The organism is Shewanella sp. CAL98-MNA-CIBAN-0140, assembly GCF_040309905.1.
GTDB classification, from domain to species: domain Bacteria; phylum Pseudomonadota; class Gammaproteobacteria; order Enterobacterales; family Shewanellaceae; genus Shewanella; species Shewanella psychromarinicola.
In genome coordinates, this window is sequence record NZ_JBEOPI010000004.1 from 25644 (window position 1) to 50511 (window position 24868).

The 24868-nt window shown below is 42.6% G+C and carries 19 protein-coding genes; 6 read left to right on the forward strand and 13 right to left on the reverse strand.

Annotation, left to right across the window (positions count from 1 at the left end):
* Window positions 1-36: 36 nt before the first annotated feature.
* From AAEY93_RS03200 to AAEY93_RS03250, 11 genes are all read right to left on the reverse strand, one after another.
* Window positions 37-1701 (reverse strand): AMP-binding protein, encoded by a 1665-nt coding sequence (locus AAEY93_RS03200; protein ID WP_101031345.1) that lies wholly within the window; start codon window positions 1699-1701, stop codon window positions 37-39.
* 145 nt (window positions 1702-1846) lie between these two features.
* A complete protein-coding gene (locus tag AAEY93_RS03205) occupies window positions 1847-3028 on the reverse strand; it encodes an acetyl-CoA C-acyltransferase (protein WP_124013139.1) in 1182 nt (393 codons plus the stop codon).
* A gap of 111 nt (window positions 3029-3139) precedes the next feature.
* Window positions 3140-4069 carry an SDR family NAD(P)-dependent oxidoreductase gene (locus AAEY93_RS03210; protein WP_351074922.1) on the reverse strand — a complete coding sequence of 310 codons (930 nt, stop codon included), beginning with the start codon at window positions 4067-4069 and terminating at the stop codon, window positions 3140-3142.
* Between the two features lie 106 nt (window positions 4070-4175).
* Complete coding sequence (locus AAEY93_RS03215; RefSeq protein ID WP_101031340.1) at window positions 4176-4637, reverse strand: MaoC family dehydratase; 462 nt, start codon at window positions 4635-4637, stop codon at window positions 4176-4178.
* 309 nt (window positions 4638-4946) lie between these two features.
* The gene (locus AAEY93_RS03220) at window positions 4947-6752 is read right to left on the reverse strand and encodes an acyl-CoA dehydrogenase (RefSeq protein WP_351074924.1); all 1806 of its coding nucleotides are present in this window, start codon (window positions 6750-6752) and stop codon (window positions 4947-4949) included.
* Window positions 6753-6852: 100 nt separating this feature from the next.
* Entirely contained in the window at window positions 6853-7614 is a 762-nt protein-coding gene (locus tag AAEY93_RS03225; RefSeq protein WP_101031336.1) for an SDR family NAD(P)-dependent oxidoreductase, read from the reverse strand.
* Between the two features lie 72 nt (window positions 7615-7686).
* Entirely contained in the window at window positions 7687-8727 is a 1041-nt protein-coding gene (locus tag AAEY93_RS03230) for a phosphotransferase family protein (RefSeq protein ID WP_351074926.1), read from the reverse strand.
* A 124-nt stretch (window positions 8728-8851) separates the two neighbouring features.
* Window positions 8852-10063, reverse strand: coding sequence for an acyl-CoA dehydrogenase family protein (locus AAEY93_RS03235; protein ID WP_101031332.1), 1212 nt, complete (start codon window positions 10061-10063; stop codon window positions 8852-8854).
* Window positions 10064-10151: 88 nt separating this feature from the next.
* Window positions 10152-11276: an NADH:flavin oxidoreductase gene (locus AAEY93_RS03240; RefSeq protein ID WP_351074929.1), complete on the reverse strand. Its 1125-nt coding sequence runs from the start codon at window positions 11274-11276 to the stop codon at window positions 10152-10154.
* 127 nt (window positions 11277-11403) lie between these two features.
* Complete coding sequence (locus AAEY93_RS03245; RefSeq protein ID WP_101031328.1) at window positions 11404-12174, reverse strand: SDR family oxidoreductase; 771 nt, start codon at window positions 12172-12174, stop codon at window positions 11404-11406.
* Window positions 12175-12274: 100 nt separating this feature from the next.
* Window positions 12275-13009 (reverse strand): histidine phosphatase family protein, encoded by a 735-nt coding sequence (locus AAEY93_RS03250; RefSeq protein WP_351074931.1) that lies wholly within the window; start codon window positions 13007-13009, stop codon window positions 12275-12277.
* A 296-nt stretch (window positions 13010-13305) separates the two neighbouring features.
* Here AAEY93_RS03250 and AAEY93_RS03255 point away from each other — a divergent pair, with 296 nt between their 5' ends.
* On the forward strand, window positions 13306-14220 hold the full coding sequence (locus AAEY93_RS03255; RefSeq protein ID WP_101031324.1) for a LysR family transcriptional regulator: 915 nt from the start codon (window positions 13306-13308) through the stop codon (window positions 14218-14220).
* Window positions 14221-14365: 145 nt separating this feature from the next.
* Here AAEY93_RS03255 and AAEY93_RS03260 read toward each other — a convergent pair whose 3' ends face one another.
* On the reverse strand, window positions 14366-15256 hold the full coding sequence (locus tag AAEY93_RS03260) for a dienelactone hydrolase family protein (protein ID WP_351074934.1): 891 nt from the start codon (window positions 15254-15256) through the stop codon (window positions 14366-14368).
* Between the two features lie 104 nt (window positions 15257-15360).
* Window positions 15361-16308 carry a helix-turn-helix domain-containing protein gene (locus AAEY93_RS03265; protein ID WP_351074936.1) on the reverse strand — a complete coding sequence of 316 codons (948 nt, stop codon included), beginning with the start codon at window positions 16306-16308 and terminating at the stop codon, window positions 15361-15363.
* 222 nt (window positions 16309-16530) lie between these two features.
* Here AAEY93_RS03265 and AAEY93_RS03270 point away from each other — a divergent pair, with 222 nt between their 5' ends.
* The 5 genes from AAEY93_RS03270 (at window position 16531) to AAEY93_RS03290 (ending at window position 24770) form a co-directional block, all read left to right on the forward strand.
* On the forward strand, window positions 16531-17934 hold the full coding sequence (locus AAEY93_RS03270; RefSeq protein ID WP_351074938.1) for an ethanolamine ammonia-lyase subunit EutB: 1404 nt from the start codon (window positions 16531-16533) through the stop codon (window positions 17932-17934).
* Entirely contained in the window at window positions 17934-18827 is an 894-nt protein-coding gene (gene eutC / locus AAEY93_RS03275) for an ethanolamine ammonia-lyase subunit EutC (RefSeq protein ID WP_351074940.1), read from the forward strand. The genes AAEY93_RS03270 and eutC overlap by 1 nt, the downstream gene beginning before the upstream one ends.
* 130 nt (window positions 18828-18957) lie before the next feature.
* Window positions 18958-20361 (forward strand): ethanolamine permease, encoded by a 1404-nt coding sequence (eat, locus tag AAEY93_RS03280; RefSeq protein WP_351074942.1) that lies wholly within the window; start codon window positions 18958-18960, stop codon window positions 20359-20361.
* Between the two features lie 352 nt (window positions 20362-20713).
* Entirely contained in the window at window positions 20714-22315 is a 1602-nt protein-coding gene (locus AAEY93_RS03285; protein ID WP_101031314.1) for an ABC-F family ATPase, read from the forward strand.
* Between the two features lie 214 nt (window positions 22316-22529).
* Window positions 22530-24770 carry a peptidase U32 family protein gene (locus tag AAEY93_RS03290; RefSeq protein WP_351074944.1) on the forward strand — a complete coding sequence of 747 codons (2241 nt, stop codon included), beginning with the start codon at window positions 22530-22532 and terminating at the stop codon, window positions 24768-24770.
* Window positions 24771-24868: the final 98 nt, after the last annotated feature.

Sequence of the window (24868 nt, forward strand, 5' to 3'; positions counted from 1 at the left end):
AAAACATTAGTCTCTAAAAAGTAGCATCGATGAAGCTTACGCCTTATTACGAAGATCTTTGCGTAACACTTTACCCACATTACTTTTGGGCAATTCATTCATAAATTCAACTACTTTAGGTCGCTTATAATTGGTGAGCATTTTATTACAATGATCGAGTATATCTTGCTCGGTAAGCGTTGGGTCTTTTCGAACAATGTACACTTTGACTCGCTCACCAGTGATATCGCACGACACCCCCACAGCGGCAGCTTCAAGTACCCCTTCATGCATCACCAGTACTTCTTCGATTTCGTTTGGAAATACATTAAAACCTGAAACATTGATCATATCTTTCTTTCGATCAACAATTTTGAAAAAACCATTTTCATCCATGGTGGCGATATCACCTGTCGCTAACCAACCATCGATTAAGACTTCATCGGTGGCTTTTTGGCGATTGTAATAGCCTTTCATCACTTGTGGACCTTTAACCCACATTTCGCCCGGCTCGCCTAATGCCACGTCTTCACCATCAGCCCCGACTAAACGAATATCCGTTGATGATGCAGGCAAACCAATAGAGCCATTGAAACTTTTTTGGTTATAAGGACTTAATGTCACTAAGGGCGCACATTCGGTTAATCCATATCCTTCTAAAAGTCGACTGTTAGTGACTTTTTCCCAAAGCTCTGCAACCGGACGTTGCACAGCCATTCCACCACCAAGCCCCATTTTTAAGGCACTAAAATCAAGTTTGTCGAATCCAGGGGTATTTAGTAGCCCATTAAATAAGGTATTTACCCCAGTAATAACGGTAAAGCGATATTTAGCCAGCTCTTTAACAAAACCTGCCATATCTCTTGGATTGGTGATTAATAGATTAGTGCCGCCAAATGGTAAAAAGGCCAAACAATTAGAAGTTAACGCATAGATATGATAAAGCGGCAAAGCGGTTATCATAATTTCTTTGTTTATTTCGAAGACATTTTTTGTAACCGCATTGGACTGTTCTATGTTGGCCACCATGTTGCGATGAGTCAGCATGGCGCCTTTTGATGGGCCTGTGGTACCACCGGTATATTGTAAAAAGGCCAAATCAGCACCCACAACCTCAACTGGCGTCAAATTAAGTTTACTGCCTTTGGCCATTGCGTCATTAAATTTAATGGCATTGGGCAAATCAAACGCTGGGACTAGTTTTTTTACATGCTTAATTGCGCCGTTGACGAGTGCGCCTTTAATCATACCTAACCTGTCACCTACGCCTGTGAGGATCACATGCTTTACATCGGTTTTATTAATAACAGACTGTAATACATGAGCAAAGTTTTCAAGAATAAGGATCCCTTTAGTGCCAGAGTCTTTTAATTGATGTTCTAACTCGCGGGCGGTATACAGTGGATTAACGTTAACCACCGTCAGACCCGCAATCAGTGCGCCAAATAGTGCAATGGGATATTGCAGTGTATTGGGGATCATGATGGCAAATTTATCACCCTTAACTAAGCCTAAATCTTGCTGTAAGTAAGCAGCAAAATCCGTCGCTTGTTGTTCAAGTTGCTGATAAGTAATGCTGACATCCATATTAATGAACGCAGTATTATTGGCATACAACTTGGTATAAATTAAGAATAAATCTGCCAAAGAATTATATTTATCAGGATCTATTTCAAACTCAACCCCTGGCGGATAACTCTTCTCAAGCCAAATCTTTTCCATAATATTTTTCCCCAAATGTTACGTTATTAGCGGCTAGCAAATACTCTAGCTGCTATGTTTATTATTATTTTGTATGATGCAAAAATTAACTTAACCAGACATTAACGTTTCATTAACTTTTTATCAACCTAACATTGAGCCAGACTTATAACACTTCAAATAAGCCCGCGGCTCCCTGACCACCGCCAATACACATACTGATCACCACGTATTTAACCCCACGACGTTTACCTTCAATTAGCGCATGCATTACCATGCGAGTGCCGCTCATGCCATAAGGATGGCCAATGGAGATTGCGCCGCCATCAACATTTAAACGATCGGCTGGAATACCGAGCTTTTCAGCACAATAAATCACTTGAACAGCAAACGCTTCATTGATTTCCCATAAACCAATATCGTCAATTGTGAGACCATGGCGCTCAAGTAATTTTGGAATCGCATAAATTGGGCCTATGCCCATTTCATCAGGTTCACAGCCCACAACTACCATGCCCCGATACGCCCCTAAAGGACTCAACCCACGTTGCTCTGCTAATTCACGCTCCATGACTACCACAGCCGCAGCACCATCAGAGAGTTGCGACGCATTACCGCCGGTAATCGAGCCGGATTCTTTGACCGCTTTTAAGCTTGCCAAACCTTGTAGATCGGTAGACGGGCGATTACCTTCATCCTTGGTTAAGGTGACTTGTTGCTTACTCATTTCACCGCTGGCTTTGTCCATTACCAGCTTAGTGCAAGTAACAGGCACAATTTCATCATCAAATCGGCCTTCAGTTTGCGCCGCTGCGGTGCGTAGTTGAGATGTTAAAGCGTAGGCATCTTGTGCTTCACGAGAAATACCATATCGTTCAGCAACCACTTCGGCAGTATCAAGCATCGGCATATAAATGGCTGGTTGGTAAGCTTTTATGCTGGGATCAACCGCACGATGCATATTCATTTTATCGTTTTGTACTAAGCTGATTGAGTCACAACCCCCGGCGACAACAATTTGGGCACCATCAACAACGATATGGTTGGCAGCGATAGCAATAGACATTAATCCTGAAGAACATTGACGATCGACAGTCATGCCCGGCACAGATACCGGTAATTGTGCCGCCATGGCCACTTGACGACCAAAGTTCATTCCTTGGTTGCCTTGAGTTAACGCAGCACCAAAAATACAATCTTCAATGTCATGAGGGTCAATACCCGCTCTCTCTATTGCGGCGTTTACCGCAACGGCCGCTAACGTCGGGGCGGATAAATCGTTAAATGCACCGCGATAGGCTTTACCTATAGGTGTTCGGGCGGCTGATACAATGACGGCTTCTCTCATGATAATTCCTGTCTTTTTATAGTTGTTGTTTATCGTTCGATCGGACTTGGTGCTGTTATTAGCCATGATTATTCAAGTCATGACTCGCGTAATGATTGCCGCACTAGGCTATTACTGTTGAGACTGCTGTTGAGACTTCATGAACGCCATTGCCTTCATTACAAACTTCTCACCTTGCTTGGCACCCGACAGTAACGATTGTTGATTCTCTTGAGCCGTGAGTAACGCCCAGTTTTGACGCACGGTTTCTGGGTTTTGCGATGTTTTAGGAATAAAACAGCCTTCTGTTTCAAAGATAGAGGCACTTGAATAGCCACCGGCTCCGGCACATAAAATAAACCGATTTGGCGCGTCTTCATCGCACAAGGTCAGCATGCCTGCCGTTACCGCTTCGGGGGAAAACGCCTTAACTATTTCTTCTGGCATTAAATCTTCAGTCATCCGTGTACCAGCCGTTGGCGCAAGTGCATTGATGTTGATATTATTTTTTGCACCTTCAAGCACTAAGGTATTCATGAGCCCAATGACGGCCATTTTAGCGGCTCCGTAATTTGCCTGACCAAAGTTACCGTACATGCCACTCGATGACGTTGTCATCACGATACGGCCGTAGTTTTGTTGTTTCATGATTTCCCACACCGCTTTGGTGCAGTTAACAGACCCCATAACATGCACGTCCATGACCAATTTAAAGTCATCTAAAGTCATTTTTGAAAAAGACTTATCCCGCAAAATACCGGCGTTGTTAATCAGAATGTCGACTCGACCCCATTTATCCATGGTTTGTTGCACCATGTCTTGTACTTCGTCAAAATTGGCTACGTTAGCACCATGGCTAATCGCTTCGCCGCCCATCTCTTCAATTAACTGCACCACTTCTTGTGACGCCGCTGAAGATGCGCCGCTGCCATCACGAGCACCGCCTAAGTCGTTAACCACTACTTTGGCACCGCGTCTGGCCAATTCCAATGCATGTGAGCGGCCTAAACCGTTACCGGCACCCGTTACAATAGCCACTTTTCCTGCAAAACTAATTGTCATTTTTTTACCTTAACTGTTTATTATTATTGTTTATTTTATGCGTCAGACTTTTACTTAACCATCATTTTAGAAGCATCATTTTTAAAGCATCACTTCTAAAGCATCACTATTTAACCATTTGCACCGATATCCACTCGGCAACCAATGCCGGTGTATCGCAGCCTTCTATTTCAATGGTCACTTCGGTCGATAGTCTAAATTGCCCTGGTTTTTTTTCTGCTATTGAAAGGGTTTTAGCATGCGCTCTAATGCGGCTATTGACGGTAACAGGTTGCAAAAATCGTACTTTATCGAAACCGGCATTTAGCCCCATATAGAAGCCATCGATAATGACGCTAAAATTTTCAGCAAAATGCGACAGCATAGATAACGATAAAAAACCGTGGGCGATGGTTGAACCAAAAGGGGTTGCTTTGGCTTTCTCAACATCTACGTGAATAAATTGATGATCCAGAGTGCAGTCAGCAAATTGATTAATTTGCTCTTGGGTAATTTGGTGCCAACCTGTTGGCTCAGCTTGATAGCCAATATAGTTGGCAATGTCATTTCGATTAATTACTGTCGGCATTATTCCCTTTCCTTTTGTACTTTCGCGGTACAATCCATGAATAAAATTTAAGCGATATCTCATGCTAGTTGGGGTAGGTAAATTAAACAAATGAATAGTTTTAATACCAAGCTATTCACAGGATGAATAGCTTGGTGATGTAGAGGATGCAAACGTGACAAAATAAAATGAGCAAGTCACAAACAAAAAAACATTACCCATGGCGCGGTAATGTTTTTTGTAAACTCGATTTTATAAAACGCCACTGCGCATTAATGGCATAAATCTGCAGTCGTATCGCATTAATTAGACATCAAATTAAAACCTAAATTAAAACCAGTCAGGCTGCATATCAAAGCTGGTGCTGTCAGTATTGATCAGTAAATTTGACCATACGCTAATTTCAGGCAATTCAAATCGATAAAAATACTGACAAGCCTGCAATTTGCCTTGATAAAAATGCATATCGGCTTGGTGCGGTTGTTCGGCTATCGCTTTAGTCGCAACAATACTTTGCTTAAGCCATAACCAAGCAATAATCACGTGACCAAATAACTCTAAGTATTTGACTGAATTTGCTAAGGCTAAATCAATATTTTTAGTCGACATCGCGCTTAACACCGCTTGCGTTGTCACACTTAACGTATCAAGCGCTTGGCTTAATTGTGAAGAAAACTCGTTTAAGCTTGGGTATTGTTTTGCGTATTCAATCGTTTTAACCATTTCAGCTAACGTAGCCTTATAGCCTTGCATGTTATTCATCGGCACTTTACGAGTGATCAAATCTAATGATTGGATCCCGGTAGTGCCTTCATGAATAGGGTTTAAGCGATTATCACGATAGAACATTTCAACCGGATGCTCGTTTATATAACCATGGCCGCCCATGACTTGAATCGCAAGGGAGTTCGCTTTGGGGCCATATTCTGATGGCCATGTTTTAATGATGGGCGTTAAAAAGTCCAACAATGTATGTGCATATTGGCGTTGCTCGGCTGTGGCTGAGGTATGTGAATCATCACTTAATTGAGTACCGTACAGCACTAGAGCCATTGCCCCTTCTGCATAGGATTTTTGGGCTAATAGCATACGTTTTACATCCGCATGTTCAATGATATTCACCATAGGAGATTGTGGATCTTTACACGATGGTAATCGACCTTGAGGACGGTTTTTAGCGTAGTCCACTGAATATTGATATCCGGCAACCGCGAGCACTGCGCCACTGGTGCCGACCATAATGCGGGCTTCGTTCATCATGTGGAACATGTATTTTAAACCACAGTGTTCTTCACCGACTAAATAGCCAATTGATCCCTTTTTCTCACCAAAACTCAGTGCTGTAGATGTTTGTGCTCGGCCACCCATTTTATGAAACAAGCCTGCCAGCGCCACTTCATTGTCATCGCCCAGCGACCCATCATCATTAAGCAAAAACTTAGGCACAACAAATAACGAAATCCCTTTAACACCTTTGGGAGCACCCTGAATTCTGGCAAGGACTAAATGGACAATGTTCTCGCTTAAATCATGATCGCCGCCTGAAATATAGATTTTACTGCCGCTAATGCGATAGGTGCCATCCTCAGCTTTTACCGCTTTTGTGGTTAAATCGCCTAAAGCGGAACCGCTGCCAGGTTCAGTCATGGCCATGGTGCCCATAAACCGACCTTCTCGCATCGGTTTCACCCAGGTTTCAATCAGCTCAGCACTGCCGTGGGCTTGGAGTAAATTGGCATTAGCCGTGGTCAACATGTTATAGCCCATGCCTACGCCACCGGCGACGCTAAGATACGAACCCGCGGCACTGGCAATAATTGGTGGCAGTTGCATGCCTCCTAAATCATAATCTGCAGTTGCAGCACCAATCCCAGACTCGTTTACCGCGTCGATGGCTGTTTTAAGCTCAGGGATGATATGCACTTTTTTGCCATCAAAAGTGGGTTGTTCAATATCCAATTTGCGACGGATCGGAAGAAAATATTTTTCTGCAATCGTTTTGGCGGTATTAACCACTTCATTAAAGGTTTGGCGGTCATGATCTTGATAACGCTCTCTGCTGGTTAATGCTTCACTATCAAACAGTTCGTAAAGCATAAATTCAAGATCACGTTGGTTCATTAACGTTGCAGGCATAATATTCTCTTCTTATCTTGTTTTATAACTAAGTAACTGAGTAACTGAGCAAATCACTGAGCTGGTTACTTTGATGGCAGTATGATGCCCGCAGGCAAGTTTAAAACGCTGACACGCCACCATCTACCGCAATACATTGGCCCGTCATATAGGTATTTGCAGGTGACAACATCATCAGCATCACAGCAACGATTTCTTTAGGTTCACCTAGGCGGTTCATTGGAGCTCCACGGGCCATTTTCTTTTGTTTTTCTTCGTCAGCAAAATTGGTGACCATAGGGGTAAGAGTAAAAAATGGGCAAATTGCATTAATACGAATATTGTCGCGACCGTACTCCACAGCGCCGGTTTTGGTTAAGCCAATCACAGCGTGTTTAGCCATAGAATAAGCGCTGCCTCGAGCTGCGCCACCTAGACCCGCCATCGAACTAACATTGAGAATGGCTCCCTGGCCTTGTTTGAGCATTTGCTGTATTTGATGACGCATGCCAAATTGGACACCTTTCACATTGACAGCAAACTGGCTGTCCATAATAGATTCATCAATCTCATGAAACGGCTTAAACTCATGGGCAATACCGGCATTGTTAACCCCAATATCAACTCGACCAAAATGTTTAATCGCAGTCTCAACCATGGCTTTGCATGACGCATCTTTAGACACATCACATTTCATCGCGATCACGTCGGCACCACTAGAGGCAATATCGTCCGCTACCTTGTTTACACCCGCTTCGTTAATGTCGCTAATCACTAATTTAGCGCCACGTTTGGCTAACTCTTCAGCCAGTAACTTACCAAAACCTTGAGCCGCGCCAGTAATAACGGCAACCTTACCGGTAAAGTCTAATAATGGATCCATGCGAGTAACTCCTGTAATTGATGGTCTTTTCTATGTTGAGTTTTGTTTTGTTAGTTTATTGATTAACTCTCTTTATCTCTTTATCTCTTTAGCAATGACCTCTAAGGCCATTTTTGCCAGTGGTTCGACAAACGAGCCCACTTTATTGGCATGTTCATTAGACGCGTTGCCTTCGGTGGCACGTTTAGCGACTCCTTGGGCGATGGCCGCTAAACGGAAGAAACTAAAAGCCAAATAAAACACCCAGTTTTCAATGTGCCCTATTCCCATTCGTTGGCAATACAGAGCGACATATTCCGCTTCTGTTGGGATGCCTAAGCTGGCGCGGTCAATATCTTGTAAACCGTCAATACTGCCCATACCTGCTGGCATGCGCAGTTGCATACATTGATACGCTAAATCAGCAAATGGATGACCTAGTGTCGATAGTTCCCAGTCAAGTAAGGCGATAATATCGGGGCTATCTTTAGCAAACATCATATTGTCTAAGCGAAAATCGCCATGGACTAAACAAACACGGCCATCATCTTCCGGTACATGTTGTTCAAGCCATTGGCTCAGTTCATCCATCGCGGCAATTTTTTTCAGTTCTGTCACACGGTATTGTGATGTCCAGCGCGTGAGTTGACGCTCAAAGTAGTTACCTGCTTTGCCGTAATCTGATAATCCAACCGCATCTACATCAACACTGTGCAAAGCAACCAGTACTTTATTCATTGCGTCATACATGGCTGAGCGTTGCTCATTGGTGTCAATCTCAGCTAATGATGCGCTCCAATAAACTGTGCCATCACAAAATTGCATCAGATAAAACATTGAACCGATAATGCTGCTGTCTTCACACAGGTGAAATACTTTTGCAACCGGCACGTCGCTGTCTTTTAAGGCATTTAATACACGATATTCACGATCTACAGCATGAGCTGACTTTAATAATTTCCCCGACGGTTGGCGGCGAAGCACATACACACCCGATGCTGAGGTGACTTTAAACGTTGGGTTTGATTGACCACCGGCAAATTTCTCAAGGGTGATTGGCCCTCTAAAGCCATCAACATGGGCTTCTAGATAAGCAGTAAGCTGTTCATTATTAACGGGAGATTCTTGTGCCATTTAGCAATACTCTTTTTTGTGTAATTTAAGTGGCCAGTATGAGCTATCAACATTATAAACAGCAGGTTGAAATAAGTTCCAACCTGCTGCAAAACTGATCCTGAAAGATCAACAGGCCTTAATACTAGTTAGCTATTTTTTTAACTAAATCACGCCCAAGTTGCATCATATGCACTTGATCAGGACCATCGGCTAAACGCAAAGTACGCTGCCCAGCCCATGCATGCGCTAAGAAGGTATCTTGACTCACGCCCACTGCGCCATGGCATTGAATGGCGCGGTCTATCACATCAAGTGACATACTTGGGGCGACAATTTTAATCATCGCAATTAACTCTTTGGCGGCTTTATTACCTTCGGTGTCCATTTTTTGCGCCGCTTTTAATGTCATTAAACGCGCTTGTTCAATTTGGCAAGCCGACTTAGCAATATCTTCACGTACCGATTGTTGTTTGATCATCGGCTGACCAAACACAATGCGCTGGCTAACCCGTTGGCACATTAAATCTAGCGCACGTTGCGCGACTCCGACTGAACGCATGCAGTGATGTATACGCCCAGGCCCAAGACGACCTTGAGCAATTTCAAAGCCTTTACCTTCACCCGCAATAATGTTTTCAACAGGTACCCGCACATTGTCAAAAATGACATCGCCGTGCCCTTCTGGAGAATCGTCATAACCGAACACTTTCATCGGTCTAACCAAGGTCACACCAGGGGCGTTCATCGGCACAAGCACTTGTGATTGCTGTATATAACGGTTGCTGTTTCCAGGATCCGTTTTGCCCATCACAATCATGATTTCGCATTGTTTGCGACACGCACCACTAATGTAAAATTTGCGACCATTAATGACATATTCATCACCATCACGTTCAATGCGTAATTCGATATTAGTGGCATCACTTGAGGCGACGTCAGGTTCGGTCATTGCAAACGCTGAACGTATTTTGCCGTCAAGCAACGGCTCTAACCATTGCTTTTTCTGCGCCTCGTTACCGTATTTAGCTAATACTTCCATATTGCCCGTATCAGGTGCCGCGCAGTTAAACACTTCTGGCGCCCACATCACTTTACCCATAATTTCAGCAAGGGGTGCATATTCTAAATTAGTTAAACCAGCACTGTATTTGCCGTACGCGACCGGTAAAAATAAATTCCATAAGCCTTCTGCTTTCGCTTTGGCTTTAAGTTGTTCCATTAACGGTGGCGTTGACCATGGCTCGAGTTGTACTTGTTTATGCATTTCTTCCTCTACAGGAAATACATGCAAATCCATAAAGTCGTTGACTCGTTTGATTAACGCTTGAACTTTTTCACTGTATTCAAAATTCATTTTCTATCCTTATAAGATGTCATTACGGCGTTAACTCGTGCTGGAGTTTGACTGACACTTTGTGTTTAAGACATTAAGTCAACTGACTCTAACTAAGAGACATTAATGACTTTTTATTAAAAGGTTTGATCTCATTAATGGCATGGTTCTTAATTTTATTAACCCACTGCGGATCAACTAATAACGCACGGCCAATACCCACTAAATCAAATTCGTCATTGTTTAAACGGACTAATAACTCGTCAATACCGGTAGGATTCGACGTGCCTGATAAATCAGCATTACCCTCTCCAATAAAATCAGCATCTAAGCCCACATTACCGACAGTGATCACCGGCTTGTTGGTGAGTTTTTTAGTCCAACCGGCAAGACCAAGGTCAGAACCTTCAAATTCGGCTATCCAAAAACGACGCGTGCTGGCGTGAAAAATGTCAACGCCAGCATCACTTAATAAGCCTAAGAAAGTACATAACTCTGCAGGTGTTTGACAAAGCTTGGCGCTGTAATCTTGTTGTTTCCACTGTGAAAAACGGAAGATAATGGTAAAGTCGTCACCCACGGCTGCGCGGATTGCTTTGACAATTTCAACCCCAAAGCGGGTACGATTTTCTAACGAGCCACCATAGTGATCTTCTCGTTGATTTGTCCCTTCCCAAAAAAACTGATCGACCAAATAACCATGGGCGCCGTGAACTTCAATGGCGTCAAAACCTATATTTTTGGCATCAAGTGCAGCTTGGGCAAATGAAGCGACAACCTCATTAATATCGTCTTGCGTCATCGCGACACCATTTTTAGCACCAGGCTTGTACAAACCTGAAGGGCTATACGCTGGCGCTTCTTTGTCTGGGCCGATGCCGACTTTCCTCACTGAACCCACATGCCAAAGTTGTGGTGCAATTTTGCCACCGGCAGCATGCACTTCATCAACAACATGTTTCCAACCTGCTAAGGCTTGGTCACCATAAATAGCAGGCACATTCTCGTAACCATTAGCACCTTTATGGGAAATAAAGGTCCCTTCAGTGATAATTAATCCAACATCACCTTCAGCGCGTCGGCGGTAATAGGCCGCAACCTCATCATTGGGGATATAATTTGGCGAAAATGCCCGCGTCATCGGTGCCATTACGGTTTTATTTTTTAATGACAATGATTTAGTGATAAAGGGTTCAAATAATTTATTAACACTGGTGTTTTTATCGCTATTCATGATGCTTCCCTAGCTTTTGATTCATTATTTTGTTGTTGTTATTAGATTAGCTATTATTTTATTCTGTTGATTAACTATTGATTTAACTAGATTTAGTTAGCTTTAATTAGCTTTATCCGTTGACCGATTAACCAATCAAATAACCACCATCAACATTAATGGCGGTACCCGTGGTATAGCTGGATGCATTTGACGCTAAATATAATACGGTGCCGGCCATTTCATCAGGTTGTGCAACACGTTTCATTGGCACGTGGTACATCATTTGTTTAAGAATTGCCGGGTTATCAACTAAGGCTGATGCAAACTTGGTGTCTGTTCCACCGGGCAATAATGCATTTACACGGATGTTAAATTGGGCACATTCTTTAGCAAAAGCTTGAGTCATCGAAATCACAGCAGCTTTAGTGATGGAATAAATACCTTGAAAATCGCCAGGGATAACACCATTAACAGAAGCCACATTAATGATTGAGCCGCCGCCACTATCTTTCATTAATTTTGCGCCTCTGGTCGACATGAAGAAATAACCACGAATATTAACGTCGACGGTTTTTTGAAAGGCGATTAAATCGGTATCAATGATATGACCAAAATACGGATTGGCGGCGGCGTTATTAACTAAAATATCCAGCTTGCCATGTTGTTCAGTTATGGCATCAAAAATGGCATCAATTTGTTCTAATTCGCCAATATGACACGCTATGGCCTGTGCACTGCCGCCTGCTTTTACAATTTCATCAACGACAGCTTGGCAGGCTTCAACTTTTCGACTTGATACAATCACATGCGCACCATACTGAGCTAATACTTTGGCAACACTTTCCCCAATACCACGACTTGCCCCAGTGACTAAAGCGACTTTCCCTGTTAAATCAAATAGATTGCCATTGTTCATGTTATTTCCTTATTATTGGGTTAATTGTTGTACTTAGTTAATTAGTTAAGTCGCTTATTTTCAGACCGCAACTGGATATGACCCTAATCTGTATTCAACATTACTTAAAGGTTATCCAATCATCGCCCGCCTGCTCTAAATGACTATAGTTATTGAAATAATCCACACTCAACATGTTTTCTGAAAACAGCAGTTTAGTCACACTGGTATTTCTGGTCTGTTGATTAATCGCCAATGTTTGTTGATCGGTTAATTTCAATATGTGTTGAATGATGACTGAAATCGTACCGCCTGAAGTAAACACTAAAATGTCTTTTGATTTTTTAGTGCCACTTACTACGGCACTAAACTCACGTTTTCTGGCGAGTTCTTGTTCAATGATATTTTGCAGTGCTCGGATACAGCGCGCCTGAAACTGTGGCCAACTTTCTTTATATTCATCATCTTTGTCGCCCGATATCCAGCGATGGAGTGCTTGATAAAACTCTTTTTGCAGCGCTTTGTTTGGCTGGTTTTGTTGATTAATTTCTTGACTCATTTGGGCGAAGTTTTGCCACTGAACATTGTATTTCTGCAAAATGTCGACATGATCAAATTCGTTGAAACCCGAGTGGATAACCATTGGTGTTGTTGGCCCTTGATAGCCATTGACAAAGTTGGTTAATGTTTGGCCGTGTCGCAATAAATCGCCACAATAAAACTTGCTGGGGGCCACTCTTGAACGCCAATATTCACCTAGTAAGGTCGCTTGTTGGCTACCTTTGTCTGATAATTGATCGTAATCAGTACTACCAAAAGAGGCTTGCCCGTGTCGAATCAAATAAATTGCTGCCATATGGCGCCTCTAACGTAATAAAAATGATGATTCAATTCTAAATAAAGATAACTCACTGTTTAAATGAGTTTTAAATTTAACACTTACAAGCTAAGTAGCCACATCCGCACATGTATTGAATGCATATAACTCTCTTCTCAACATAATTTTGCCCTATGTCGAATCTACTTGACTATGCTAATGCCAACATCTAAATTGAACAAATGAATAGTTCTAATACCCTACTATTTATAATTTTAATAGTGCGAATGGATTGAGGTGGTCTCAACATTCATCATGAGATCACAGGAGTGAGCATGAAAATTGATTTGAATTTGTTTGTGGTTTTCGATGCAATATATTGCGAAGGAAATATCACTAAAGCGGCTTCGGTATTAAATTTATCGCAACCTGCGGTGAGCCATTCATTAGGAAAATTGCGTACCCATTTTGACGATGCATTGTTCATCAGACAAGGCAATGAAATGAGGCCAACCCCTGTGGCTAAAAACGTCATTGATGATGTTCGAGAAGCATTACATCAATTGCAAGTTTGCTTAGTACAATCAAGACAATTTGAACCATTAACCTCACGAAAAAGCTTTTCACTGTCATTACATGGTTCTTTAGAACCCTACTATTTACCGATACTGCAACAAAGCTTATCGCTAGAATCACCGGCAATAAATTTACGCAGTAATAAAAGGGTAAGACGAACGGAACTGGAAAATAAATTAGCCAGTGGTGACATTGATTTGGCCATTGATACCTTGATCCCTGTCAGCAATAATATTTTACATACGCAATTAGAAGTAGACCAACTGGTTGTTATTTCACGTAAGAACCACCCCGCTATTGCTGAAAAACTCGATTTAAAAACGTACTTGCACCTCGAACATATATTAGTATCGTCTAGATCGATCGGCCCGGGATTGGAAGACTTTGAGCTCTCTCGCATAGGCTTACACCGTAAAATATCATTACGCTGTCAGCATGCCCTATCTGCGTGTAGAGTGATCTTAAATAACGATATGTTACTGACGTTGCCGAAAACAGCCGCCGCAATGTACAGTCAGATGCTCGATATTGCCATTCACCCAATGCCGGTGGCATTACCCGATATTGGGGTCCATTTATATTGGCATGTTAATGTCGACAAAGAACCCGCGAATAAATGGCTTAGAAACAAAATGATTATTGCAGCATCAAATACCAAAATTACCATTACATAATAGACAATAATAAATGTTCAAATTTATCACTAAAGCCTTGATAATTAAAAGTTATTTATTATATACAGATAAGAAATATCTATCATAAAGGTCAATAAAACAATAATAGTCTTTTGACCTTTATGACCTTATCTGCAATGAGGCATTAACTGATGTGTTGATTAAAAAAAGCTAACGTCCGTTGCCACGCAAGCTCAGCGTTAACTTCATCATATCGGCCAGTAGAATCATTATGAAATCCATGATTAGCATTTTTATACATGTGCATTTGATACGGCACATTAAACGCTATTAAATCTTGTTCATATTCAGGCCAAGTATTGTTGACTCTTTCATCTAACTCAGCAAGTTGAATTAACAAGGGTGCCTTAATATTGTGTCTTAATGCTTTCGCCGCTGGCGTGCCGTAAAAAGGAACCCCAGCTTGGATCAAGTTAGCGTCAACCGCTGCTAAAAAATTTACGATATAACCGCCAAAGCAAAACCCAACCGCACCGAGCTTGCCATTACTTTGTTTATGCGCCTTTAAAAATTGTCCCGCGGCAACAAAGTCTTGCTCGATCTTACTTCTGTCTAACGAGCTTTGCATCTGACGCCCTTCATCATCGTTACCAGGGTATCCACCCAGTGAAAACAAAGCATCGGGCGCAAAAGCGATAAAGCCCGCTTTTGCTAAACGTCTGGCAACATCTTTAATGTATGGGTTTAAGCCGCGGTTTTCATGGATCACTAACACAACCGGCAATAAACCGCTTTTATGTGTTGGTTCGACTAAATACCCTTGGCCTTTGCCATGCCCTAATGGTGAGTCAAATTGGGCGTAAGTGGCTTTAATGTCGGCATCGTTAAATGAAATTTGTTCAGCTTGAGCGTAATTGGGCAGTAAAGCAGATGTCAGCACCGTCATCGAATAACCCAGTGCGACAAGTGACCCCAACTTAGTGATAAACGTGCGACGATCCATTCCGCCATGAGCATATGAGTCATACCAATCAAAGGCTTGTTGTGGAATGGCATTGTTTAATTTTTGCTGCATGTGAGTTCCCTCTTCGGTTAATGTTTTGTCAATAATGTATCTTAGTCGATGATGATCCATTCATCACCTTAGTAAGCGCTATACGCCTCACTAACCGATTAGGTTCATATGCAACGTTTAAGGGTATGCGACGGATTTTCACCAAATAGTTGGGTGTAATCTTTGGTGAATTGCCCTGGGTGCCAAAAGCCCCAATTAGCCGCAATCACCGCAATGGGAGTCTCTTGCCCTGGTTGTTTCAGCTCTCGGCGCACATTATTTAAACGGGTTAAGCGTAAAAAACGCAATGGATTAATGCCTAAAATACTCTCAAAACTGTACTGTAAGGTGCGGCGGCTGACAAAAGTGAGCTCACAGAGCTGGGTTATGGTCACCGCTTGTTGCGGATGGTCATCAATAAAGGCTTTGACTTTTTCAACCACGGCCAGACGATGTTGATAACTCGGCGCCACGGTTTGTGTTGACGATTGTTGGCTTAATAAGTTAAGAGTTAATGTGCTTAACATGTCTTGCTGTAACTCAATGGGTAAACCTAGTTCGCTGTAATTCATAATTTTTTCAATCATCAAACGAGTTTGATTAAGTAATATTGGGTTACAAGCAATTCGTTCTGCCCCACGCGTCGACATGTTTTTCAACGACAGCCCTTGTATATCCGCCATGGTGTATAAGGTGTGTTGATTAATCACCACGCCATAAATCGTAAACTGCTCTGGGGTGATGAGCTCAAAATCACAATCACTATTTCGACACATCAACTGATGAGTCTCTACTTGTAAGCCATTTATTTTACTTTGTGCTGAACTACGCGGAATGCCCAACCAAATAGAATTGGGGGCTATATGACACTGCTGCCTTAATGCCCGCTGAGTAAATTCTTTGAATAAATGCGCGTCTGGATAATCAAGGCCCTCAATACAACCGTAAAAACTGCCATTACTGACCTGATCATATACTTGCTGCCATTGGGGTAAATTATGCGCTTGCTCATCGATGTCATTAGTGTACACAACGCTCTTTTGTGGTGCGCGCTGATTAATATGGTGCTTCATCGGTCGCCCCTTTTCGCAATGAATTCGCTATTCCCACACAAGATCTGCAATAAAAAATATTTTACCTTGCTGATATAGTTAGTAAAAAATGACTTTGCCAAAACTTGATAGTCACTTGGTACAAATTAAGCTTTGTTAACGATATATGAAATTAATTTATCACTTAGCAAACAGCAAAACCTGTACCAAGGTTTTTACTTCGGTGATGTATGAGGTCAATTCATGAGTCAATCGTATCGCTACATTTTAGGTAGCCAAACATACCAATTTAAAAGTCTGGCCGAGTTAATGGCGAAAGCGACACCACAACGTTCGGGCGATCGCTTAGCGGGAGTCATTGCACAATCAGCGCGCGAGCGGGCCGTAGCTCAAATGACACTTGCTGATGTGCCATTGAAAACCTTCCTCAATGAAGCGCTTATTCCCTATGAAACAGATGAAGTGACTCGGTTAATTTTCGACGAACATGATACTCAGGCATTTGCTTATATTAGCCATTTAACCGTAGGGGATTTTCGTAATTGGCTGTTAAGTGACTACGCAACACCACAGGTATTAGCCGCAGTAAAAATGGGCATAACCCCAGAAATGGCTGCCGCTGTCAGTAAAATAATGCGCAATCAAGATCTTATTCTTGTGGCTAAAAAATGCCATGTTACCACCGCGTTCAGAAATACCATTGGCTTACCCGGCCACTTATCGACCCGATTACAACCTAACCACCCTACCGACGATGTTAACGGTATCGCAGCTTCGATACTTGACGGTTTGTTGTATGGCAATGGCGACGCCGTTATTGGAATCAACCCTGCTACAGACAACGTTGCACAAGCCATTAAACTGATGAAATTAATGGATGACGTGATCCAAAAATATCAAATACCAACCCAAAGCTGCGTGCTAACTCATGTGACCAACACCATTGAATGTATTGAAGCAGGTGCACCGGTCGATTTGGTGTTTCAATCTATTGGTGGAACAGAAGCCACCAATAGCAGTTTCGGTTTTAATTTAAATACCTTAGCAGAGGCCCAAGATGCGGCATTAAGCCTAAATAGAGGCTCCGTTGGCAATAACGTGATGTATTTTGAAACGGGCCAAGGCAGCTCGTTGTCGGCCAATGCACATCATGGATTAGATCAACAAACCTGTGAAGCCAGAGCCTATGCCGTCGCACGCAAGTTTAATCCATTACTGGTCAACACAGTTGTTGGCTTTATTGGTCCTGAATATTTATTTGATGGTAAAGAAATTACCCGGGCAGGACTTGAAGATCATTTCTGCGCCAAGTTACTCGGTGTGCCAATGGGCTGTGATGTTTGCTACACCAACCATGCCGAAGCCGACCAAAACGACATGGACAATCTACTCACCTTCTTAGGCGTTGCAGGATGTTCGTTTGTAATGGGGATCCCCGGCTCAGATGACATCATGCTTAATTATCAAACCACATCATTTCATGATGCTTTATATGTCCGCCGAGTATTGGGTTCCCGCCCGGCTCCCGAGTTTGAGCAGTGGCTAACAAAAATGAACATCATGAAAAATAGCACCGACTGTGTGTTATCAAGCACGCTACCGAGCGCATTTTCTAAGCCATTGTATGCACTGCAAGGAGGCCGCTAATGAGCACACCTTGTGTAAAACAGACCAATAATGCCGTCGGTACAGCCCTATCACATCTCGCTAATGGCACTGTGGTGTCCAATCCATGGCGCGATCTTCGCCGTTTTACCGATGCCCGCATAGGCCTTGGCAGAGCGGGCATTAGTCTACCCACATCTGAGTTGTTAGCGTTTCAATTGTCTCATGCGCAAGCACGCGACGCGGTAAACTTTCCGCTCGACATTGATGCACTGGTTGAGCAACTAGCCAGTATCCCAGCACTGATTAACCTTGCCACGCCCATAAAGGTCAGCAGTCAGGCAAAAGACCGCATTACCTATTTACAACGCCCAGATCTTGGCAGAAAACTCGCCGACAGTGGTCGCAAAACGTTGTTAACCCACATGGATAACCAAGGTCAAGCGACCCACAGCCAATACGATCTCGCCATTGTGGTGGTGGATGGTTTGTCATCACTGGCGGTACAGAATAATGCCCAACCATTTATAACCGAGTTATTAACGCTGCTTAACCAGCAAGACACACCATGGAAAATAGCCCCAATAACCTTGGTTGAACAAGGACGTGTCGCCATAGGCGATGATATTGGTCAGCTGCTAAATGCCCAAATTGTGATGGTGCTAATAGGCGAGCGGCCGGGGCTAAGTTCACCTGACAGCCTTGGGTTATATCTTACTTGGGCACCTAAAACAGGACTCAACGATGCGAGTCGAAATTGTATTTCGAACATCCGCCCTGCTGGTTTGCTTTATAGCGAAGCAGCCAAACGTGCGGTTTATCTATTAACACAAGCCCAAAAAATCAAGCTAACGGGAGTAAATTTAAAGGATCGCACTCAAGACGATGTGATTGAACACCATCAACAAACCAAAAACTTTTTAATCGCGGAATAACAAATATTAAAACTAAATAACCTCAACTCGGTTTAAGAGATGGGATAAGTAAACCTAATCAGAATATTTTACCTGTTCGATAACCGTTTACTACCCGTGCTGAGGTTAACTACCAACGGAGAAAACAATCATGTCTGAGAACAACAAAGAGTATCTTGCCAAAAGGCAATTAAAAAGCGGCACTGCAGGGTGGGTTTTACTCGCCGGTTTAGGAGTGTCGTACGTTATATCTGGAGACTTCGCCGGGTGGAACTTTGGTATAGCCGAAGCTGGCTGGGGTGGATTTGCCATTGCAGCTGTCTTAATGGCCATCATGTATTTAGCCTTAGTACTGTCTTTAGCTGAAATGTCAGCGGCAATACCTGCTGCAGGCGGCGGTTATAGTTTTGCTCGTCAAGCCATGGGCCCAGCCGGCGGTTATTTAACCGGACTTGCGGTGTTAATTGAATATGCGCTGGCGCCTGCTGCCATTGTGATTTTTATTGGCTCTGCAGTGCAAGAATTATTGGTGTTTAATGGTCCTTGGGTCTATGCATTATTCTATATCGTTTTTGTGGGTATTCATCTAGCCGGTGTCGGTGAAGCACTTAAAGTAATGATGGTGATCAGCGGGTTAGCAGTATTGGCTATCATTGCGACTGCAGTCGTGCTGATCGGTAACTTTGATGCATCACGCTTATATGATGTTGCAGTGACAGAAGCGGCAGGGGCAAGTGAGTTTTTACCTCTAGGATGGTACGGCGTTTGGGCTGCATTGCCGTTTGCAATGTGGTTATTTTTAGCCGTTGAAGGTGTACCATTAGCAGCAGAAGAAGCGAAAGATCCAGCCAAAGATGTGCCAAAAGGCATTATTGGGGCAATGATATTTTTACTCTTTACTGCACTCTTGGTTGTGGTACTAGTCCCTGGTGCTGGCGGTGCTGCAGCCATGGGTGCCAGTGCGGTACCATTAGTTGATGCACTGAATGCTACTGGTAATCACAGCTTGGCTACCATAGTAAATATTTTAGGTTTGGCAGGTCTAGTTGCTTCATTTTTCTCAATTATTTATGGTTATAGCCGCTTAGTATTTGCGTTATCACGTGCCGGATATTTACCTCGTTCATTATCCATTACGACTTCACGCAAGGTACCTGCGCGCGCATTAATCGTCCCAGCAATATTTGGTTTTATTGCCTCACTGAGTGGCGAAGGTGATTTAATGCTTGCCATGGCCGTTGTCGGTGCCACTGTATCGTATGCATTAATGGCGCTTAGCCACATTTTACTGCGGATCAAGCAACCCGATATGCCTCGTCCATACAAAACCCCAGGCGGTATTTTTACTTCGGGCATTGCTTTAGTGTTGTCGTTAATTGCACTCACTGGCGTATACGCATTCGATCCACGGGCGTTTCTATTCACTATGGTGTTATTTGCAATTGGTGCAGCCTATTACTTTGGCTATAGCGCCAAGCACTTAGTTGCTAAAAGTGCTAATGAAGAATTTGCCCTGTTGGCTGCGGCAGAATCAGACTTATCAATAGCAAATTAATTAGCCACGGTTACTTGGTAGATAAATGAAAAAGCGATGTTAATCTCTAATTAACATCGCTTTTTATATACAGCACCATGCTATAAACGCGCGCCAGACCGCGGTCAAGTGTTATCCCTCAATCGTCAAAAGAGTCATGTTCGTCATCACTTTTTAACGCTAGGTTAAGGTAATCGGAGTAACTAACACTATAGTGGATAATATTAGCAGATTATAAATCGACAAATTAACCCTAACCTGTATAATCCGCGGCCTATTTACTTAATATACTCACGTCTGTCTTATTCTCACACGGCTGTTTACTTGCCTTTTGTTGATAAATATTCAGTTAGTACACAGTTGGAACATTGCTTTGATTTCTACCGCTAATATCACCATGCAGTTTGGCCCTGAGCCATTATTTGAAAACATCTCGGCTCAATTTGGTCACGGTAACCGTTACGGTTTAATCGGCGCAAATGGCTGTGGCAAGTCCACGTTCATGAAAATCTTGAGTGGCGAGCTTACCCCAACGTCAGGAAATGTGTCGATTACGCCAGGCTTTAAAGTCGGTACCCTTAGTCAAGATCAATTCGCATTTGAGCAATATAGCGTAGTTGATGCGGTGATCATGGGCGATGTAGGGCTTTGGAAAGTTAAGCAAGAACGTGACAACATTTATGCTAAAGCTGAAATGACCGATGAAGATGGTATGCGCGTCGGTGATTTAGAAAGCCAGTTCGCCGAAATGGATGGTTACAGCGCCGAAAGTCGTGCAGGTGAAATCTTATTAGAAGCCGGCATCGATGAATCATTTCATTTTGGTTTAATGCAACAGGTTGCCCCTGGTTGGAAATTGCGCGTGCTATTAGCGCAGGCTTTATTCGCTAACCCAGACATCTTGTTACTCGACGAACCCACCAACAACTTGGATATTCATACCATTAGTTGGTTAGCAACCGAGTTAAACAAACGTAAATGCACAATGATCATCATCTCCCATGACAGACATTTTTTAAACTCTGTTTGTACCCATATGGCAGATATCGATTACGGCGAATTACGAGTTTATCCAGGTAACTACGAATATTTCATTGCTCAATCAGGTTTAATCCGTGAGCAACTTTTAGCCGGTAACGCCAAGAAAACGGCTGAAGTGGCCGAACTGCAAGACTTCGTTAACCGCTTTGGTGCCAACGCATCCAAAGCGAAACAAGCCAGCTCTCGTGCTAAAAAGATGGATAAAATTAAATTAGATGATGTTAAATCATCTAGTCGTATTACCCCATCAATCCGTTTTCCCGAATGCAAAAAACTGCATCGCCAAGCATTAGTGCTTGAGGAACTGTCCCACGGTTTTGATGAAGTATTATTTGAACACGGCGACCTTATTTTAGATGCCGGTTCAAAACTGGCGATTATTGGTGAAAACGGCGTGGGTAAAACCACCCTGCTACGCTGTTTGGTTAATGAATTAGATCATAATCATGGCCGGATTAAATGGTCTGAAAATGCTGCGATTGGTTATTGCCCACAAGACAGCACTGCCGACTTCGATAATGACATGACTTTATTTGATTGGATGTCATTGTGGCGCACACCAAAGCACAATGATTTAATGGTTCGAGGCATGTTAGGTCGGTTATTATTTACTGATGATGATGCCAACAAAAAAGTACGCAACTGTTCTGGTGGTGAAAAAAATCGCTTATTATTCGGTAAGTTAATGATGATGGATATTAACGTACTGGTAATGGATGAGCCAACCAACCACATGGATATGGAAGCAATTGAAGCGCTAAACCAAGCGTTGAAATTATTTGAAGGTACATTGATATTTGTCAGCCATGACCGTGAATTCGTGTCATCACTGGCAACACGTATTATTGATGTAAAAGACAAAAAATTGATTAACTTCCATGGCACTTTTAACGAGTACCTTACAAGTCAAGCTGAAGCAGAAGCAAGAAGTTAATATCAAAATTTGCGCATTAGGTAATGGGTACTAGATTAGTAATATAAGGCCTTCATTTGTGGCGTAGTTAAGCATAAATGAAGGCTTTTTACGTTTAGTTCACCTTGGTGATGGCTGATATAATCGGATAAGCTAATAAATAGCAATCAGCATAAAATACCCGTAAAATTACTGTCTAAATTAATAATTAACGTCCTAAAATAGCGAAAATATCATGAATAGAAAAATCGAATTATTGGCACCCGGTGGAGATGTCGATGCGATCAAAGCTGCGATTATTGCCGGTGCAAACGCCGTTTATTGTGGCTTAGATACCTTTAACGCCCGCAACCGTGCAGCCAACCTCTCCTTCGATGACTTAATTGGTGTTATCGCACTTGCTCACCAATACCAGTGTGAAGTGTTTCTCACCATGAATATCGTTATTCTTGAAAACGAAATTCCTACATTGGTTAAATTACTCAATCAACTGGTTAATACCGGTATAGATGGCATTATTGTACAAGACTTAGGTTTGTTTAATTTGTTCAGCAAACATTTCCCGAGCTTAGCAATTCATGCATCGACTCAGCTAACAACCCATAACGAAGGCCAAATTGGCTTTTTAGCTAAAATAGGCGCCACTCGGGTTAACTTATCGCGTGAGCTAAACCTTGGCGAAATTAAAAGTCTCACCACCTTGGCCCACGATCATGATGTTCTCACTGAAGTCTTTGTTCACGGCGCATTATGTATTGCCTTTTCTGGCCAATGTTATTCAAGTTCAGTCAGTGTCGGCAATTCAGGTAACCGTGGTCGTTGTAGCCAAGCGTGTCGTGATGAATATGAAATTACCGCCACTGGCAACAAGTTCCCGCTTAACTTAAAAGACAACTCAGCCTACTTTGATTTACCAGAATTAGTCGATGCTGGTGTTGACTCACTTAAAATTGAAGGCCGCATTAAAGGTGCTCAATATGTGCATACCGTGGTCGATAGCTGGCGCAAGCAGATTGATAAATTTATCGATACCGGTAAATTATTAGCCGATGACTCGAACTTACATAAAGTGTTTAACCGTGATTTTACCAACTCATTTTTAAAGGGTAATCTCACCAAAGACATGTTTATCGACAACCCGCGCGATAACAGCTTTAAGCATGCTAACGATAAGAGTAACGCGATATCTGTAGTGCAAATTGAAGCCGCACAACACACACTGTCGTCAGATAAAAACGCCATTGTTGAACTGGTCGCTGAAAAAATTAATCACTTAAGCATTGCCAAACCAACGCTAGAACTGGCATTTTCCGGCCAAGTGGATCAACCGTTGTCGATAACCGTTAGCACCCCAGAACAACATTTTGTAATTAACTCAGCTATCTCGTTAACTAAAGCAACAGAGTCTCGCATTGATGAAGCGGCTATCGAAAAACGCTTTAAAAGCCTTAAAAGCAGCGGCTATTTGTTACAAACGTTCAATTTTGACGACTTAGACGCCGATTTAAACCTGCCGTTTAGCCAATTAACTCAGCTTAAAAACCAACTGTTATTGCAACTAACTCAAAGAGAATACATTGGCGCAGTAACCTTACCTAAGTTGACTAAACACCCAAAAGTGACCGAGATCCCGACACTGTCTTTGCTGATCAGTGACGAAAAAGACGTTAACTTGTGCGATGTCACTGACGCCGATATTTATTTCAAGTTGCCAGAAAGCTTTAAGAAAAACGACAACAAGTATATCGACATATTCTTGCGTAACCCAAGGCTTATTCCGTGGTTTCCAGCAGTACTTATTGGCAAAGATTACCTTGAAGCAGTTAGAGTATTAGAAGTAGTAAAGCCTAAGCGTATTGTGACAAACAACACCGGCGTCGCGTTTAAAGCCTATGAAATGGACATCGAATGGATTGCGGGGCCGTTTTTAAACACCACTAACTCTTATGCCTTGCTAACGCTACAAGAACAGCTTAATTGTGCTGGCGCGTTTATATCGAACGAGATTAATCGTAACCAAATTAAAAACATCGCCAGGCCAGAAAACTTTAAACTGCTTTACAGCATTTATCACCCCATTTTGATGATGACCAGCAGACAATGCTTTTTCCAACAAACCGTAGGCTGTAATAAGCCCAGCATTGAAGATGGCTGCATGCTTAAATGTGAAAAAGCCACCACCATCACTAACGTCAAAGGCATTTCATTTGCGGTAGACAAACAAAAAGGCGGCTATCCGAGCATCTATAACCACGAACAGTTTTTAAACATCGAAGCCGTTGAAGACTTATCGCACTTATTTGATGAGTTCTTTATCGACCTCACCAATATTGGATCAGGTTCAAAAGCTGAAATCGATAAAGTACAACTGGTCAGTCACTTTGAAAACGTCCTTAAAGGCGTCGTAGATGCTAAAGTTGAGCTTAATCAACTGGTGACCATCTCGACTAACGCCCAGTATCAGCAAGGTTTGTAACCTGCTTGGCAGATGTTAATCGAGCTGAGGCTTAACATACTCAGTCCGTTAATCTTTGATAACAGCAAATGATGAGCGCTGACCTTACTGCAAAGGAG